The sequence below is a fragment of the Pseudoalteromonas sp. NS-SX12 genome, from assembly GCF_057367955.1.
Genome location: NZ_CM170634.1, coordinates 1,292,176 through 1,308,027 on the forward strand (window position 1 = coordinate 1,292,176; position 15,852 = coordinate 1,308,027).

At 41.6% G+C, this 15,852-nt stretch carries 12 protein-coding genes; 5 read left to right on the forward strand and 7 right to left on the reverse strand.

Annotated features, from left to right (window positions below):
- Positions 1–9 precede the first annotated feature (9 nt).
- The gene (locus AC2IOM_RS06115; protein WP_486359418.1) at positions 10–1,890 is read left to right on the forward strand and encodes a methyl-accepting chemotaxis protein; all 1,881 of its coding nucleotides are present in this window, start codon (positions 10–12) and stop codon (positions 1,888–1,890) included.
- On the opposite strand, the gene AC2IOM_RS06120 is transcribed toward AC2IOM_RS06115, so the two are convergent.
- The 5 genes from AC2IOM_RS06120 to priA all read right to left on the reverse strand — a co-directional run bounded on the left by AC2IOM_RS06120 (position 1,880) and on the right by priA (position 7,010).
- On the reverse strand, positions 1,880–2,248 hold the full coding sequence (locus AC2IOM_RS06120; protein WP_486359419.1) for a gamma-butyrobetaine hydroxylase family protein: 369 nt from the start codon (positions 2,246–2,248) through the stop codon (positions 1,880–1,882). The genes AC2IOM_RS06115 and AC2IOM_RS06120 overlap by 11 nt on opposite strands.
- 63 nt (positions 2,249–2,311) lie before the next feature.
- Positions 2,312–3,640, reverse strand: coding sequence for an ATP-dependent protease ATPase subunit HslU (gene hslU, locus AC2IOM_RS06125; RefSeq protein ID WP_486359420.1), 1,329 nt, complete (start codon positions 3,638–3,640; stop codon positions 2,312–2,314).
- Positions 3,641–3,646: 6 nt separating this feature from the next.
- On the reverse strand, positions 3,647–4,168 hold the full coding sequence (hslV, locus tag AC2IOM_RS06130) for an ATP-dependent protease subunit HslV (RefSeq protein ID WP_010562151.1): 522 nt from the start codon (positions 4,166–4,168) through the stop codon (positions 3,647–3,649).
- A 131-nt stretch (positions 4,169–4,299) separates the two neighbouring features.
- Positions 4,300–4,821 (reverse strand): SPOR domain-containing protein, encoded by a 522-nt coding sequence (locus tag AC2IOM_RS06135; RefSeq protein ID WP_100914210.1) that lies wholly within the window; start codon positions 4,819–4,821, stop codon positions 4,300–4,302.
- Between the two features lie 14 nt (positions 4,822–4,835).
- Positions 4,836–7,010, reverse strand: a complete 2,175-nt coding sequence (gene priA / locus AC2IOM_RS06140) for a primosomal protein N' (RefSeq protein ID WP_486359421.1) — start codon at positions 7,008–7,010, stop codon at positions 4,836–4,838.
- 211 nt (positions 7,011–7,221) lie between these two features.
- Here priA and rpmE point away from each other — a divergent pair, with 211 nt between their 5' ends.
- Positions 7,222–7,437: a 50S ribosomal protein L31 gene (gene rpmE / locus AC2IOM_RS06145; protein WP_010562148.1), complete on the forward strand. Its 216-nt coding sequence runs from the start codon at positions 7,222–7,224 to the stop codon at positions 7,435–7,437.
- Between the two features lie 398 nt (positions 7,438–7,835).
- Positions 7,836–9,077, forward strand: coding sequence for a malic enzyme-like NAD(P)-binding protein (locus AC2IOM_RS06150; RefSeq protein WP_100914208.1), 1,242 nt, complete (start codon positions 7,836–7,838; stop codon positions 9,075–9,077).
- Positions 9,078–9,121: 44 nt separating this feature from the next.
- Here the strand turns inward: AC2IOM_RS06150 and metJ are convergent, their stop codons facing one another.
- Positions 9,122–9,445 carry a met regulon transcriptional regulator MetJ gene (metJ, locus tag AC2IOM_RS06155; protein ID WP_010562146.1) on the reverse strand — a complete coding sequence of 108 codons (324 nt, stop codon included), beginning with the start codon at positions 9,443–9,445 and terminating at the stop codon, positions 9,122–9,124.
- 190 nt (positions 9,446–9,635) lie between these two features.
- On the opposite strand from metJ, the gene metB reads away from it, so the two are divergent.
- Positions 9,636–10,856 (forward strand): cystathionine gamma-synthase, encoded by a 1,221-nt coding sequence (gene metB, locus AC2IOM_RS06160; protein WP_486359422.1) that lies wholly within the window; start codon positions 9,636–9,638, stop codon positions 10,854–10,856.
- Between the two features lie 8 nt (positions 10,857–10,864).
- Positions 10,865–13,201 carry a bifunctional aspartate kinase/homoserine dehydrogenase II gene (gene metL, locus AC2IOM_RS06165; RefSeq protein WP_486359423.1) on the forward strand — a complete coding sequence of 779 codons (2,337 nt, stop codon included), beginning with the start codon at positions 10,865–10,867 and terminating at the stop codon, positions 13,199–13,201.
- Between the two features lie 88 nt (positions 13,202–13,289).
- Here the strand turns inward: metL and AC2IOM_RS06170 are convergent, their stop codons facing one another.
- Complete coding sequence (locus AC2IOM_RS06170) at positions 13,290–15,746, reverse strand: penicillin-binding protein 1A (protein WP_486359424.1); 2,457 nt, start codon at positions 15,744–15,746, stop codon at positions 13,290–13,292.
- Between the last annotated feature and the right edge of the window lie 106 nt (positions 15,747–15,852).

A 15,852-nucleotide genomic window follows, 5' to 3' on the forward strand; every position in this document is an offset into this window, starting at 1 on the left:
GAGGTTTATATGGAGCTGCTACAACGCTTAACAATTAAAGCTCGGCTACAGTTAAATGCTTTTTTTGTGGGTGCGGCAATGTTTATATTGCTGCTAGTGATTCTTTATGAAGCATCAGTGATGCTTAAACTGAATACAGCGATTCAGTTAACAGAAGAACTGGCGATTCATGAAGGTGTTTTACGTAAACATGAAAAGAATTTTTTATTTTATAAAAACGTTGAATCGCTAGAGCTGTTCGATAATGAGTTTAAGTTACTGAAAAATAAATCAAGCAACTTAAATGAGCTTCTGCAAGAACTTGATATATCAACCAAAACGCTAGCTGAATTAAATGGCATAATCGATCAATACAATGCCGATTTTAACGAGGTGGTAGCTCTGCAACGGCGTATTGGTTTACACCCGAAAGATGCAGCCTACGGTAATTTAAGAGCCGCAGTGCATCAAGTAGAGACCTTACTAAAAAAGCAAAACAACTACCAGTTGCTCGCCGATATGTTGCAGTTACGTCGTAACGAAAAAGACTTTATGTTGCGCCTCGATAAAAAATACTTAACCCGCTTTAACAACAATATAAACGCTTTTAAAAGTAATATTCAGCAGGCTGATTTCGATTCGAGTTATCGCTCTGAATTACTAACATTACTCGATACTTACCAACGGGAATTCTCAGCGTTAGTATCAGCACAGGAGGCGCTAGGCCTAGATTTAGAGTCGGGAGCCTTGGGCAAAATGGCTGCTAGTGTCGCGAAAAGTGATGTCTTGGTTGATCGAATGACCGCTGAAACGAAAGCGGCAATTGAGCAAAGTGCCGATTTCACATCAATGGTTGCGATTGTCATATTTATTTTATCTACAGTGATAGTGATGAGCTTGGTGTATATGACCAGCCGTTCAATTATTTTACCGGTAAACCGAGTATGTGACATTATTCATACAATACGCAGCACTAACGACTTAACGCAGCGTGTGCAAAGTGCGGGTAATGATGAAATTGCACGAATGACTGGTGATTTTGATTCCTTTATTAGTGACTTTAAAAATTTGATTTTTGAGGTTAAACAAGCGCTTGGTATTTTAAATTCAGCAACAGAGAACCTTGCCAATACCACTGCTGAAACCAGTGACGGCATGCGTGAGCAGCTGCATGAAGCGGATATGGTGGCTACAGCCGCGACTGAAATGCAGGCGACCATTCAAGATATTTCACACAATACTGAGGCTGCAGCTAAAAAAGCAGAATCAACCAATGAAAGTGCAATGCAAGGTAAGCAAGAGGTTGATTCTACAGTAGCACGTATCTCAGAGCTTACTAACTCACTTACGCATGCATCTGATGTTGTAACTCAACTAGAGCAAGATGCGGTAACGATTGGCTCTGTGCTTGATGTTATTCGTGGTATCGCTGAACAAACTAACTTACTTGCACTTAATGCGGCGATTGAAGCGGCGCGTGCGGGTGAACAAGGGCGAGGCTTTGCGGTAGTTGCTGATGAAGTACGATCGCTGGCGCAAAGAACGCAAGATTCAACACAAGAAATCGAAAGTATTATCTCGACATTACAACAGCGCACGCAAGAAGTGGTAAGTGTGATGGAGCGCTGTAAAACTCAGGGGAGTTCAAGCTCAGAGCAAGCGGTACAAGCGGGGACCTTGCTCTATTCAATTAGCGAAGATGTACAAACCATTATGGATATGAGTACGCAAATAGCCACCGCAATAGATGAGCAAAATCAGGTGGCGTCTGAAGTGAATAAAAATGTTATTAAAATTCGTGATATTGCGGAGCAAGCGGCAACACATGCGCAAACTAATGCGCAAACCAGTGAAGAAGTGTCAACTCAGGCTGAAGTACTGCACCGAGCAATTGAAAAATTTAATGTGTAATTTTAATTGGGATCAAGGCGTCGCGAGACGCTTTGTTTTGTTTTAAGTTGGCTAAGTATGTTTGCCATAGCGCATCATGATTTTGAGCTAAGTGAAACAGATAGCCCCAACTGTAAAGCCCGGTATTATGGCCATCATTAAAGATAATGCGCACAGCATAATGACCTACTTGCTCTATCGCCTGTATGGCAACGTCTTTTTTATTGGTTACTAAAATCGGTTTGCCATGGCCTTGCACCTCTGCAGAAGGCGAATGAACGCGCAAAAACTCAGGTGTAAAAGTATGCAGACTTTGCCCGTCAAAATACACATCGAGCAAGTTTGAAACACGATGATAATGTAATTTAGAAACTAACATAAAATACCCAAATAAAAAGGCGCCAATAAGCGCCTTTTCAATTGTTATAAAAGACGAGTCAAATTATAAGATAAAACGACTTAAATCTTCATCTTTAACTAATTCACCTAAGAAACGCTCAACATAAGCTGCATCTACAATCAGGCTCTCACCTGATTTTTCGCTCGCATCATATGAAATTTCTTCCATTAGTCGTTCCATTACTGTGTGTAATCGACGAGCACCAATGTTTTCGGTTTTTTCGTTTACTTGCCACGCAGCTTCCGCAATCTTAGTGATTGAGTCGTCACGGAACTCAACATTAACACCTTCAGTGCCCATTAGTGCTTGATATTGTTCTGTAAGCGATGCGTGAGGTTCAGTTAGAATTCGCTCGAAATCAGATGAGGTAAGCGCTTCTAGTTCAACGCGAATTGGTAAACGACCTTGTAGCTCAGGAATCAGATCCGACGGTTTTGCCATTTGGAACGCACCTGATGCAATAAAGAGGATGTGGTCAGTTTTAACCATGCCGTGTTTAGTATTTACTGTTGAACCTTCAACAAGTGGCAGTAAGTCGCGCTGCACACCTTCACGGCTTACATCTGGACCTGATGATTCACCGCGCTTACAGATTTTGTCTATTTCATCAATAAACACAATACCATTTTGCTCAACGGCATTGATCGCTTGCTCTTTTAGCTCTTCAGGGTTTACCAGCTTTGCAGCTTCCTCTTCAGTAAGTAGCTTAAACGCGTCCTTAATTTTTAGTTTACGCTTAGACTTTTTATCGCCACCCATGTTTTGGAACATGCTTTGTAGCTGATTAGTCATCTCTTCCATGCCTGGAGGCGCCATAATTTCTACGCCAACAGGTGCTTGAGAAACATCAATTTCGATTTCTTTATCGTCTAATTGACCTTCGCGTAATTTCTTACGAAATGCTTGACGCGTTGCATTATTTTCAGACTCTTGCGCTTGGCCCCATGCATCTTTTGCTGGTGGCAATAAGGCATCTAAAATGCGTTCTTCAGCGGCTTCTTCTGCTCTGAACTTGTACTTTTCGGTTTGTTGTTCACGTGTCATCTTTACTGCAATATCAGCAAGATCGCGAATAATGGTTTCAACTTCTTTACCAACGTAACCTACTTCAGTGAATTTCGTTGCTTCAACTTTAATAAATGGTGCGTTAGCTAGTTTTGCTAAACGGCGCGCAATTTCAGTTTTACCTACACCCGTTGGGCCAATCATTAAAATGTTCTTTGGCGTTACTTCACTGCGCAGAGCTTCGTCAAGTTGCATGCGACGCCAGCGGTTACGAAGAGCAATCGCAACGGCTTTTTTAGCTTTGTTTTGACCAATAATGTGCTGGTCTAACTCATGTACAATTTCTCTTGGTGTCATTGCAGACATATTCAATTACCCCAGCTCTTCAATGGTTTGGAAGTTATTAGTGAAAACGCAAATATCGCCTGCAATTTTTAGGCTTTTTTCTACAATTTCGCGCGCACTTAAATCGGTGTTTTCAAGTAATGCAGTTGCTGATGCTTGGGCGAAGTTGCCGCCACTGCCAATAGCAATTAGGTCATGCTCAGGCTGCACTACATCGCCATTACCTGTGATAATCAGTGATGCAGTTTCATCTGCGACGGCTAGTAGCGCTTCGAGCTTTCTCAATGCGCGGTCGGTGCGCCAATCTTTGGCCATTTCAACAGCCGCTTTGGTTAAGTGGCCCTGATGCATTTCGAGTTTGGTTTCAAAACGTTCAAATAGTGTAAAAGCGTCGGCTGTACCGCCCGCAAATCCGGCAAGTACTTTGCCGTTATAAAGACGACGCACTTTTTTTGCATTGCCTTTCATGACTGTGTTGCCCAGTGAAACTTGGCCATCACCGCCAATCACTACTTTGCCTTCGCGGCGCACAGAAACTATCGTAGTCATAAATAAACCTTAGGTTTAATCTGTTAATTTCAATTGTTATTGATATGGGGAGTAAACAAAGGATTTCAAGGCTTGGCGGGGGAACTTGGTAGCAAAACAAAGCTACCAAGCTTGAATTTGTGTTAGTTGTGTTACTTAGGCATTAAATAAATGCGACAGCGAGAAATGCGCGCACGTTTAATTTGGTTGTTTGCACTTTCAGCAAGACGCTTAGTGGCAAATGGTTCTATTTTTACGCGATACCATACGCCATTTTTGCCTTCTGTACGGTCTACATCAGCAATGAGGCCGGTCTTAAATGCAATTTGTGCTTTTAGCGCTTCCGCATCATCGCGATTACGTAGCGATGCACATTGCATATAGTAGGGGCCTTTTTGCTCTTGTTCTGTAACTTCAACTTCAATGTTGGCATTCTCAATTTCTTCAATGAAATCGGGCTTTTTCGGCTTAGGCTTCGGTGCTTTTGTTTGTTCTTTGGCAACTTTTTGCTGCGATGCTTTTACATCGCTATTAGTGGTAATAAAGTACAAGCCATAAATACCGGCCGACACTAAAACAACCGCGGCTACTAACGCAGCAACAGGAAAAGGGCGTTTGCTTGGGGTCGTTTTTTTAGGGGCACGTTTTTTATTTACGTAATCTCTTTGGGCCATTGTTTACTATTTTCTTATGCCATTGAAACTGGGTCGATATCGATACTCCAGCGGACCTTTGTTGCTAGCTTACTCTGACTTATGTAGCTAACAAGTTGATGTAGGTATAAGTGCAATTTTTTGCGCTCATTACCTTGAATATGGAGCTGGTAGCGGTATTTGCCTGCAATGCGCTCAAGTGCTGCAGGAACAGGTCCGAGCAATTGTATACCAGAAGGCAGTTGTTCTGGAATAAGGTCGTACAAAAAATTATTGATGTCGTTTAGCTTATGCGACTCGCAACGAATGATTGCAAGACTAGTGTAGGGGGGTAGCAAGGTTTCTTCACGTTCACGCAAAGCATAACGGGAAAAGTCTTGGTAGCCATTATTGATTAAGTCTTGTAATAGCGGATGTTCTGGAAAATGTGTTTGGAGCAATACCGTGCCGGCTTCACCGCTACGCCCTGCGCGACCTGAAACTTGGGTAATTAATTGGGCTAGGTGCTCTGTAGCGCGAAAATCGTAAGAGTAGAGTCCGCTATCTACATCCATAATGACGACTAGCGACACTTCACTAAAATGATGTCCTTTAGCGAGCATTTGGGTGCCAATTAAAATGCGCGGTTCGCCTTTGTTTATGTCGTGCAGTGCGCTTTCTAAACTGCCTTTTTTACGGGTTGAATCGCGGTCAACTCGGGTGATTGGGGTGTCTGGAAAGCTTTCAGCTAAAAACTCAGCAACTTGTTCTGTACCTTGTCCTGCGGGGATAATTTGCGTACTACCGCAATTTGGACATTGTGTTGGCACATGCTCTTGCGCTCCGCAATGATGGCAAATTAAATTGCGAATATGTTTGTGATAGGTGGCATTGGCGCTACAGCGTTGGCATTGACTTAGCCAGCCACATTCGTGGCAAATAAGACTAGGCGAAAAACCTCTACGATTTAAAAACACCATAACTTGCTTACCTTTAGTAAGCTCTTTTTTGATGTAATCAAGCGTTGCAAGTGCAAGACCAGACTGCTGATGCTGCCCTCGCATATCAAGTAGCACATACTGATTATCGCTTTGTGTTTGTGCTCGCTCAGTTAATGTAAGCAGTTGGTACTTATTATTTGTGGCATTATGAATCGTTTCGAGCGACGGCGTTGCACTACCCAAGATTAATGGAATCGCTAGTTTAGCAGCACGAAAGCATGCCAAATCACGGGCGTGGTAGCGCAGTGAATCTTGCTGTTTAAATGACAAGTCGTGCTCTTCATCAACAATAATCATCGCAAGTTTGGCAAATGGTAAAAACACACTAGAGCGGGTGCCAATTACAATGGCAGCGCTTTGAGTTTGTGCTGCACGCCAAGTTGATAGGCGTTCATTATCCGTCATTGCGGAGTGCCAAAGCATAATAGGCACATTAGGGAAGCGCCTACGAAAGCGGTTAACGGTTTGTGGCGTTAAGCCAATTTCGGGTACCAGCACTAACGCTTGTTTACCTTGTTGCAATGGCTTTTCCAGAGCTTGCAGATAAACTTCTGTTTTTCCGCTGCCAGTTACACCTTCAAGCAAATAGCAGGTATAGCCTGTAGCTTGATTAATTGCTGCAAGTGCAATGGCTTGTTCACGCTTAAGCTTGGGTTTATCGCCGATTGCGAGAGGTTTTGATTGCCAATCACGATTGTATTCAACCGTTTTTTCAATAATCTCTTTTTCCAGCAGTGATTTAACGGTTGCACTACTAAAGCCGAGCGCACTCAATTCGGTAACTGGCGTACTGCCCGAATCAACTAAATGCTCGATTAGTTGGCGCTGTTTTTTACCATTCACTGATGCATTTTCATCGATTAGTTTAATGATAGGCACCGCAGACTTATCAACTGCTTCGCCTTTATTTAACAAAGTTGGTAGTGCAACTTGGTAGCACTCGCCAAGTGGGTTTTGATAATAATGACTCGCAAATTCGATAAGGCTGATCATGTGGCGATCAATAATCGCGTTGTTATCAATTAAACGTGAAATAGGTTTTAGTTTATCGAGAAATTCACTATTTGATTTTAACGCAACAACAATGCCGACAAGTTGCTGACGGCCAAACTGAACTGCAACACGACAACCTACCGCAATATTAGTTTGAAACTGAGGTTCAACGAGGTAATCAAAGTTACGGTAAAGCGGTACATTTAAGGCAATTTCTGCAACAACAGGCGTAGTCATTCAACTTTTATTTTTAGAGCGTATTTGTGGAAATTAAATCATGGCATTGTGTTTGCGGCTAGTGTTAAACAAAATTTATCTGAAGATGGTTAAAGATCTTGCTATTGGCATGTTAGTTGGCTAGAATTCGCGCCCTATATATTTTTGTTTAACAACGTATGGTGCCAGACTTCGGGTTTGGAGAGCGATGCGGCCTAATTAGAGGTTTACTATGAAAGAAGGTATCCACCCTAAGTACGAAGCAATCAATGCTACTTGTTCTTGTGGTAACAAATTCGAAACGCGTTCAACTCTTTGTAAAGACATCCACTTAGATGTTTGTTCAGAGTGTCACCCGTTCTACACTGGTAAGCAAAAAGTGCTTGATACAGGTGGTCGTGTTGATCGCTTCAACAAGCGTTTTGGCGCGCTTTCAAGCAAAAAATAAGAGCTATTTTAGTTCTTTCAAAAAAGCACCTAAGGGTGCTTTTTTTGTATCTAAAATTTAATATGAATTTTTGTCATGTTATATGGTTTTTCTATGTCTTTTTATTCTAAATAGATGGCTATATACTGGATTATAGATAGCTTCAATATTCATTATTTTTACTATCTGTTGGCAAAATAGTATCTGTCGAGTGTAAAAAATAGATGGTTGTGAATCTGGTCGGATCTGAATTAACTTCAATCTGGTAATGATTTAGCAGAAAATATCCACAAGCCTATTGTTGTAAATTCAACTATGGTCTTAGGTTAAGATATAACCGCATTTAACTTCTATTTACTCTAAATGCCGTACTATTAAACCAGTATCTCTCACTTTTAACATCGTAGGATAAGGCACGCATGTCTGACATAAGAGAAAAAGCGCTACAATACCATTCTGAACCCGTTCCTGGAAAAATCAGCATCGAATTAACCAAACCAGCAGAGACAGTTAATGATCTTGCATTAGCTTATAGTCCTGGTGTTGCTGAGCCAGTTCGTGAGATCGCAGCAGATCCGAACAATGCATATAAATATACTGCAAAGGGTAATATGGTCGCTGTTATCTCAAACGGTACTGCAATTTTAGGTTTAGGTAATTTAGGGCCGCTTGCATCAAAACCTGTTATGGAAGGTAAGGCGTTATTATTTAAGCGTTTTGCTGGTTTAGATTCAATTGATATTGAAGTTAAGCACCGTACTACTGAAGACTTTATTAATACTGTAGAAAATATTGCAGATACTTTTGGTGGTATTAACCTGGAAGATATTAAAGCGCCAGAGTGTTTTGAAATTGAAAAAGCGCTTATTGAACGTTGTAGTGTGCCAGTATTTCATGATGACCAACATGGTACCGCGATTGTAACTGCGGCGGGCATGCTGAATGCGTTAGAGATCCAAGGTAAAAAGTTAAAAGATGCATTAATTGTATGTTTAGGTGCAGGTGCAGCAGCAATTGCATGTATGGAGCTGTTAATTAAATGTGGTGCACAACGTGAGCACATTTATATGCTTGATAGAAAAGGGGTTATTCATACGCGTCGTGATGACCTAAATGAATACAAAATGTTGTTTGCGAATAATACAGATAAGCGCACCTTACAAGATGTTATTGAAGAAGCAGACGTATTTGTGGGTGTTTCAGGTCCTGACTTATTGGCTCCTGAAGATCTAAAATTAATGGCAGATAAGCCTGTGGTATTTGCGTGTTCTAACCCTGATCCTGAAATTAAACCGGAAGTGGCGAATGCTGCGCGCAATGATTTAATTATGGCTACAGGTCGTTCAGATTACCCTAACCAAGTTAACAATGTATTGTGTTTCCCATTTATTTTCCGCGGTGCGCTTGATGTGCGCGCAACAGCGATTAATGACGAAATGAAAATTGCGGCGGTAAATGCGATTCGCGAAATTGCTAAAGAGCCAGTACCGCAAGAGGTATTGTCAGCGTCTGGTGAATCAAGCCTTGAATTTGGTAAAGATTACATCATTCCTAAGCCAATGGACCCGCGTTTGCTTCCGCGAGTAGCACGTGCGGTTGCAGAAGCTGCGGTTGAGTCAGGCGTTGCGCAGATTGAAATGCCAGAAAACTACATGCTTTAACTTGGTTAAAAGCAAAAAAACCTCAGCAATTGCTGAGGTTTTTTTTATTCATCTTCAAGCTCTGGAACCGGTAAGCCGCGTTCAGCAAGAATTTCTTTTACCCTTTGCGGAATATGCTCAGGGTTATCTTTTCTCAGATCTTCATCGTCAGGCAATGGCTGACCTGTAAACGCATGCAAAAATGCTTCACACAGTAGTTCGCTATTGGTTGCATGACGTAAGTTATTTACTTGTCTACGAGTGCGCTCGTCTGTCAGTACTTTCAATACGTTAAGTGGGATAGATACGGTAATTTTTTTCACTTGTTCTGATTTTTTACCGTGTTCTGCATATGGGTGAATATATTCACCGTTCCATTCAGTTGCCATAAAGTGTACTAGCCTATATCTGTTACGATTTAATTTTGACGATAGCCTGTATATTAAGAGGCAAAATTTTATCGTTTTAAAATATATAGTCAAATATCATTTATTTGGCTATATAGACGTGTAAAAGTTTTGACTTCCATTACTTACTGGTTTAACCTTTTAGACGTCTAAACATCCAAGTGGCAGAGTTATGAAGCAGAACAAACAAACAACCCTTGCTGTTCGCAATGGCATTACCGCAGATAAGCATCATGGTGCGGTTGTTCCACCATTATATTTATCGACGACTTATTCGTTCGCCGATTTTGATAAAAAGCGTGATTATGATTACGGCCGTAGCGGCAATCCTAATCGCGATATTTTGGCTGATACGCTTGCTAAGCTAGAAGGCGGTGAAAAGGGGATTGTAACTGCAACAGGTATGGCTGCTGTTCACTTATGCACACAAATCTTAACACCAGAAGATACTATTTTAATTCCTCATGATTGCTATGGCGGCAGTTACCGTTTATTCACGAGCCTTGAAAAACGCGGTTTATTAAAGGTAGCGGTTGTCGACTTTACACAAGCGTCTTGCTATGAGCAGATTAAAGCAATTAAACCTAAGCTAGTGTGGATTGAAACGCCAAGTAACCCAGTTTTACGTTTAACTGATATTGCCAACGTAGTGGAAGTTTCTCACTCGGTAGGGGCGTTAGTGGGAGCTGACAACACGTTTTTATCTCCAGCATTGCAAAACCCAATTTCATTTGGTGTAGATATTGTTATCCACTCAACCACAAAATACATCAATGGCCACTCAGATGTTGTTGGTGGCGTGGTTATCACACGCACCGCGGAGTTAGGCGAAGAGCTCGCTTGGTGGGCAAATAATATTGGCATTACAGGTGCGCCATTTGATGCGTATTTAACGCTGCGTGGTATTCGTACTTTAAATGTGCGTATTAAACAGCACCAAGAAAATGCATTTGCTATCGCACGCTATTTAGAAACCTGTGAGCATGTAGAGAAAGTTTATTACCCAGGTCTTGAAAGTCATCCACAACATGATTTAGCAAAAGCACAGCAAAAAGGTTTTGGTGGCATGGTGAGCTTTAGTATTAAAGGCACAATTGAAGATACGGCTAAATTTTTAACCAGTGTAGAACAGTTTAGCCTCGCTGAATCACTTGGTGGTGTAGAGAGCTTAATTTGTCACCCAGCTACCATGACACACGCCGGCATGGCGCCTGAAGCACGAATTAAAGCAGGCGTTAACGATACGTTAATTCGTATTTCTGTTGGTATTGAAGATGTTGAAGATTTAATCGCAGATCTTGAACAAGCATTCGCAAAAACAATTAACAAAGATGTCGCTGCTGGTGGAGAAAAAAGCACTCAATGCTGCGCTGCACGACCTGCATTGTGGTGATTATTTAAATGACAAAACAAGTATATAAATTTGGTGGGTCAAGCCTAAGCAGTGCCAAGCGCTACCATGCAGTTGCCAATATTTGTCAGCAACTAGCGTATGGCGATGCCATTGTTGTATCTGCTGCAGGTAAAACGACCGACACGCTTGTGCGCTTGTGGTCGTGTTATCACAATCAAGATCATAAAGGTGTTGGTGAGGTAATTGCGTTACTAAAAGATCACCAATGCGCACTGGTTTCTGAATTATTAGGTGATAAAAGTGAAGTGTATGCTCACTTTATTGACGATATTAATGCAATCTCTCAACGTGCTGGCTGTGCAGAGTTAGAGCAGGCGTGGTTGCTTGCTCACGGTGAGCTGTGGTCTGCCCGATTACTTGCGCATTATTTAAATAAGCAAGGGGTTGCTGCGACTCACTTTGATAGCCGCAAGCTATTTGTTGTTGCACAAAATAATCTTAAGCATCAAGAAAATACTGCACGCTGCCAGGCATTAAAGAGCGACCAACTTAATGTGGTGACGGGATTTATCGCAAGTGACGAAGTGGGTAACACGGTGACGCTGGGCCGAAATGGTAGCGATTACAGTGCGACTTTGCTTGGTAAATATATTAATGCCAGCAGTGTTACAATTTGGACAGATACTCAAGGCGTTTACAGTACCGATCCACGTAAAGTAGAGAAGGCGGTTAAATACAATAAAATTAGCCAGCAGCAAGCACAACAATTAGCGCGATTGGGTAACCCTGTATTGCACGCTAAAACCCTGACACCATTAAAAGACAGCGATATTAAATTAGTCGTTCGTAGTAGCTACGATAGCCATAGTGATGGCACGCAAGTGGTTGCTAACGAACAAGCGAAAGCAAAACGTTTTTTAACGACATTAGCCAGTGTTGACGTGTTTCAACTTACTCATAACAATAAAGATAGCATTCGAGAGTTAAGTATTATTCTGCAGCATCCGCTTCAGCCGCTTGAGGTAGAGGGTAATACGTTACTGCTTGTTCCAAGTCAGTTTGGCGAGCAAGTTGCGTCATATTATTTACAAGATGCGGTGCTTATTGAATCGAATGTATCTGGTGTGGCTATCGTGAGCGAGGCCGGCAGTGAATCGCAGTTACTTGAAAGTGCAAAAGCATTATTAGAGAAGCAAAGCATGACATTACGTGGTGCGTGGAGTCAAAATGGCTTTGCTATTTTACTTGGCGACCAGTTGCTTGAAAGCGATACGCTGTCATTGTTACATGATGAATTGATCACCGCTAAACAAGAATTAGCTGTGATTGTGGCGGGTATTGGTAATGTTGGTGAAGTCTTTTTATCACAGCTTAATGACCAGTTAGCGCGTCTAAATACCTTGTTACCAGTTAAGTTGGTAGGTTTATTACGCTCAAGTACGAGTTTGTTAAATGGCCAGGGTATAGAGCTGGCAACAGCCAGTGCAAACTTCAAAAATAATGCAAAAGCGTCATCACCTGAGCAGATTATCGAGTTTATAAAAGAGCTTGATTATGGTCATAAAGTGGTAATTGATATCACGGCAAGTGAATCGTTTAGTAAGTTATACCCTGAATTTGCGTTGCACGATTGTCATATTATTTCAGCAAATAAATACGCGGGCACCGCAGAGCTAACTTGGTATGAAAATTTACGTCGCTTGCAGACAGAGAAAAATTTACTGTGGCGTTACAACACAAGTGTAGGCGCCGGTTTACCAATTAATTTTGCTTTAAAAGACCTGCAAAACTCAGGCGATAAAATCACTAAAATTAGTGGTGTGTTCTCGGGCACATTGTCTTGGTTAGGGGCAAATTATTCGCTCGATAAAAAGTTCTCAGATTTAGTTGAGCAAGCGCGAGAGCTGGGCTTTACCGAGCCTGATCCGCGTGAAGACCTTTCTGGCCGTGACGTACAAAGAAAATTACTTATTTTGGCGAGAGAGCTCGGTTTATCACTTGAACTAGACGACATTGAGTTATCGGCGTGGATGCCAAATGAGCTTGCCGAAGGGTCTTGGCAAGATGCATTAGCAAAACGTGAGTTACTTGATACATTTGTGGAAGAGCTCGCTCTAGATGCACAAAGAGAAGGTAATACACTTAGGTACGTGGCTGAGCTTGATACCACAACCTCACCTATTACGGCAAAAGTAGGGTTAAAAGCTGTTGCTCCGTCAGCTGCGGTTGCAACACTAACTCCGGGCGATAACATTTTTGTGATCAATAGTGTTTGGTATGCTGACAACGCATTGATTATTCAAGGACCTGGAGCAGGGCGTGAAGTTACCGCTGCGGGAGTGCATTCTGATTTATATTGGCTCTGCCATAAACTATCAGAGTAATCAGGATAATTAATATTAAAAAGCCGCTAACAGTGTTAGCGGCTTTTTTAATTTATATAAACTGATATATCCAAATGAATTGATACCGTTAAAATAGCTCTTCAGTTGTTTTTCCTGAATCAGTCGTTGTTGTATAAGGGTCAAATAAATTCTGCACTTCTTGCTGAGTATACTGCGTTGGTGCTGTGCCCTTAATAAAATACTCAAATCGTGACGAGTTATCGGTTTTTTTAGTTAGTAACCCTGATTTACGGTCGATTCTTACAGAGACGAGCCCTTCTGGTTGTTCAATAGGTGCGCTAGGCATACCTCTTAGTGCTTCACGCATATAATCAAGCCATGCAGGCTGCGCCGTTCGTGCACCAGATTCACCGCCAGCAAATTGATTGCGACTTAAATTATTATTGTAACTTACTCTACCTAAACGCTTGCCGGCATCATCAAAGCCGACCCATACAGTGGTAATCACTTGACTGTTAAAGCCTGAGAACCAAGTATCTACAATATCGTTTGTAGTACCGGTTTTACCTGATAAGTCATTACGTTTTAAATCTTTTGCACGCCAACCAGTGCCAACCCAACCTGGTTCTCCATAGATTGCAGTGTTCATCGCGTCGGCAATTAAAAAGGCATTTTGTTCGCTAATTACGCGAGGTGCGTAATGAAAGCTATCACGCACTTCTTCAGCGCTACACTGATTGCAAACTACTAACGGTTGAGATTTATATACGATGTTGCCTTCGGCATCTTCAATACGGTCAATAAAATATGGCTCAATTAAATGTCCGCCATTGGCAAACGTTGCCATACCACGCGCCACTTCTAAAGGCGTTAACGAAGCAGCACCGAGTGAAAGTGCTTCATGGGGTTTAATGTCCTCAGGTGAAAAGCCAAATTTAAGTAAATGGTCAACTGTTTCGCGTGCGCCTATGCCTCGTAACAGGCGAACTGCAACCACGTTTTTAGACTGTGCTAATGCGCGACGCACACGAATTGGGCCATCGTAATTAGCTGGACTATTTTCTGGGCGCCATGCGATGCGTTGTGCGGAGTTCCAGCTATTTATTGGTGCATCGTTAATTATAGAGCCTAACGAATAGCCATGCTCAATTGCAGCTGAATAAAGGAATGGCTTAATGTTTGAACCCACTTGACGTTTTGCTTGGGTTGCGCGGTTGTATTGCGATAACTCGAAGCTATAACCACCAACAAGTGATTCAATTGCACCGGTTTGAGGATTAAGAGACACTATTGCACTGCTCACGTCAGGCATTTGAGATAGTTTATATTGACCATCTTGATTTTGCTGTAGCCAAACGAACGCCCCAGGATAGAGTATATCTGAGGTTGTTTCAGGCGGCTTTCCTTGGCGTGAATGCGAAATGTATGGACGAGCCCACTTTAATCCGTCCCACGGAATTGTGATTGAATTGCCGTTTTTAAGTACTGCATAAGCATTTTGCTCATCAATTTGCTCTACAACAGCTGCTTTTAAATATCCGATTTCATTTACTGATTCGAGATAAGACAGAATTTCATTACGTTGCCAAGCCGTATCCGTTTCGGAGTTCCATAAATAAATGTTAACTCCTCTAAAACCATGACGATGGTCATAGTTATGAATATTATCCATTAACGCTTTTTGCGCAGCCGCTTGGTTTTTAGCGGTGATAGTTGCGTAAACTTTATAACCGTTATTATACGCGCCGTCTAATCCGAAGCGTGCAACCATGTCAGCTCGAATCATTTCTGAAATATAAGGTGAAGAAAACTCGATTTCAGCACCGTGCTTTTTCGCTGTTATTGGCGCTTTACTTGCTTCGTCAAATTGTGCTTGTGAAATGTATCCTTCAACTAACATACGTGAAAGAACAACGTTGCGGCGGTGTTTTGCCCGAGTTGGATTACTAATAGGGTTTAATGATGAAGGGGCTTTTGGTAAACCAGCAATCATCGCAAGCTGTGGCAAATTAAGTTGATCTAAATCTTTGCCGTAGTAAACCTGCGCTGCTGCGCCAACACCAAATGCACGATGACCAAGCTCTATTTTATTGAGATAAAGTGCCAATATTTCATCTTTTGTCATTAGGCTTTCAATATGCAACGCAATAAAAATTTCTTTTATTTTTCGCATGTATGCTTTTTCGCGCGTTAAAAAGAAATTACGCGCCGTTTGCATGGTGATGGTACTGGCACCTTGTTTCTTTTCGCCTGTTGTAATTAGTACGATTGCAGAGCGAACAATGCCGATTGGGTCGATGCCGGGGTGATCGTAGAAACGATTATCTTCAGTCGCGAGTATAGCGTTTAAAAAATCTTGCGGAATTTGATCTATCGTAACCGGAATACGTTTTTTTTCACCAAATTGGTTGATTAATTGGCCATCTTTGGTGAATACTTGCATAGGTGTTTGAAGTTGCACGTCTTTTAAAACGGCAACACTGGGTAGTTCGGGCTTTACGTAAAAGTAAAGGATAACTACTGCAAAAGTACCAAGAATGGTACATATGATAATAAAACGTAAAAAGTTTTTTATAAAAGCCACAGAAAATTCCCGAGAATGGACTCCCAATTACAAGATAACACTGGTAGTATATCCTGATTAATTTTTGAATAAAATTTTTTCGCTAGATTTTATAAAGTTATTATAA

What these genes read in the sequence shown, in the direction of transcription:
- AC2IOM_RS06115 (WP_486359418.1), top strand. Translation starts at nt 10, where the DNA reads ATGGAGCTGCTACAACGCTTAACAATTAAAGCTCGGCTACAGTTAAAT.
- AC2IOM_RS06120 (WP_486359419.1), bottom strand. Translation starts at nt 2,248, where the DNA reads ATGTTAGTTTCTAAATTACATTATCATCGTGTTTCAAACTTGCTCGAT.
- hslU (WP_486359420.1), bottom strand. Translation starts at nt 3,640, where the DNA reads ATGTCTGCAATGACACCAAGAGAAATTGTACATGAGTTAGACCAGCAC.
- hslV (WP_010562151.1), bottom strand. Translation starts at nt 4,168, where the DNA reads ATGACTACGATAGTTTCTGTGCGCCGCGAAGGCAAAGTAGTGATTGGC.
- AC2IOM_RS06135 (WP_100914210.1), bottom strand. Translation starts at nt 4,821, where the DNA reads ATGGCCCAAAGAGATTACGTAAATAAAAAACGTGCCCCTAAAAAAACG.
- priA (WP_486359421.1), bottom strand. Translation starts at nt 7,010, where the DNA reads ATGACTACGCCTGTTGTTGCAGAAATTGCCTTAAATGTACCGCTTTAC.
- rpmE (WP_010562148.1), top strand. Translation starts at nt 7,222, where the DNA reads ATGAAAGAAGGTATCCACCCTAAGTACGAAGCAATCAATGCTACTTGT.
- AC2IOM_RS06150 (WP_100914208.1), top strand. Translation starts at nt 7,836, where the DNA reads ATGTCTGACATAAGAGAAAAAGCGCTACAATACCATTCTGAACCCGTT.
- metJ (WP_010562146.1), bottom strand. Translation starts at nt 9,445, where the DNA reads ATGGCAACTGAATGGAACGGTGAATATATTCACCCATATGCAGAACAC.
- metB (WP_486359422.1), top strand. Translation starts at nt 9,636, where the DNA reads ATGAAGCAGAACAAACAAACAACCCTTGCTGTTCGCAATGGCATTACC.
- metL (WP_486359423.1), top strand. Translation starts at nt 10,865, where the DNA reads ATGACAAAACAAGTATATAAATTTGGTGGGTCAAGCCTAAGCAGTGCC.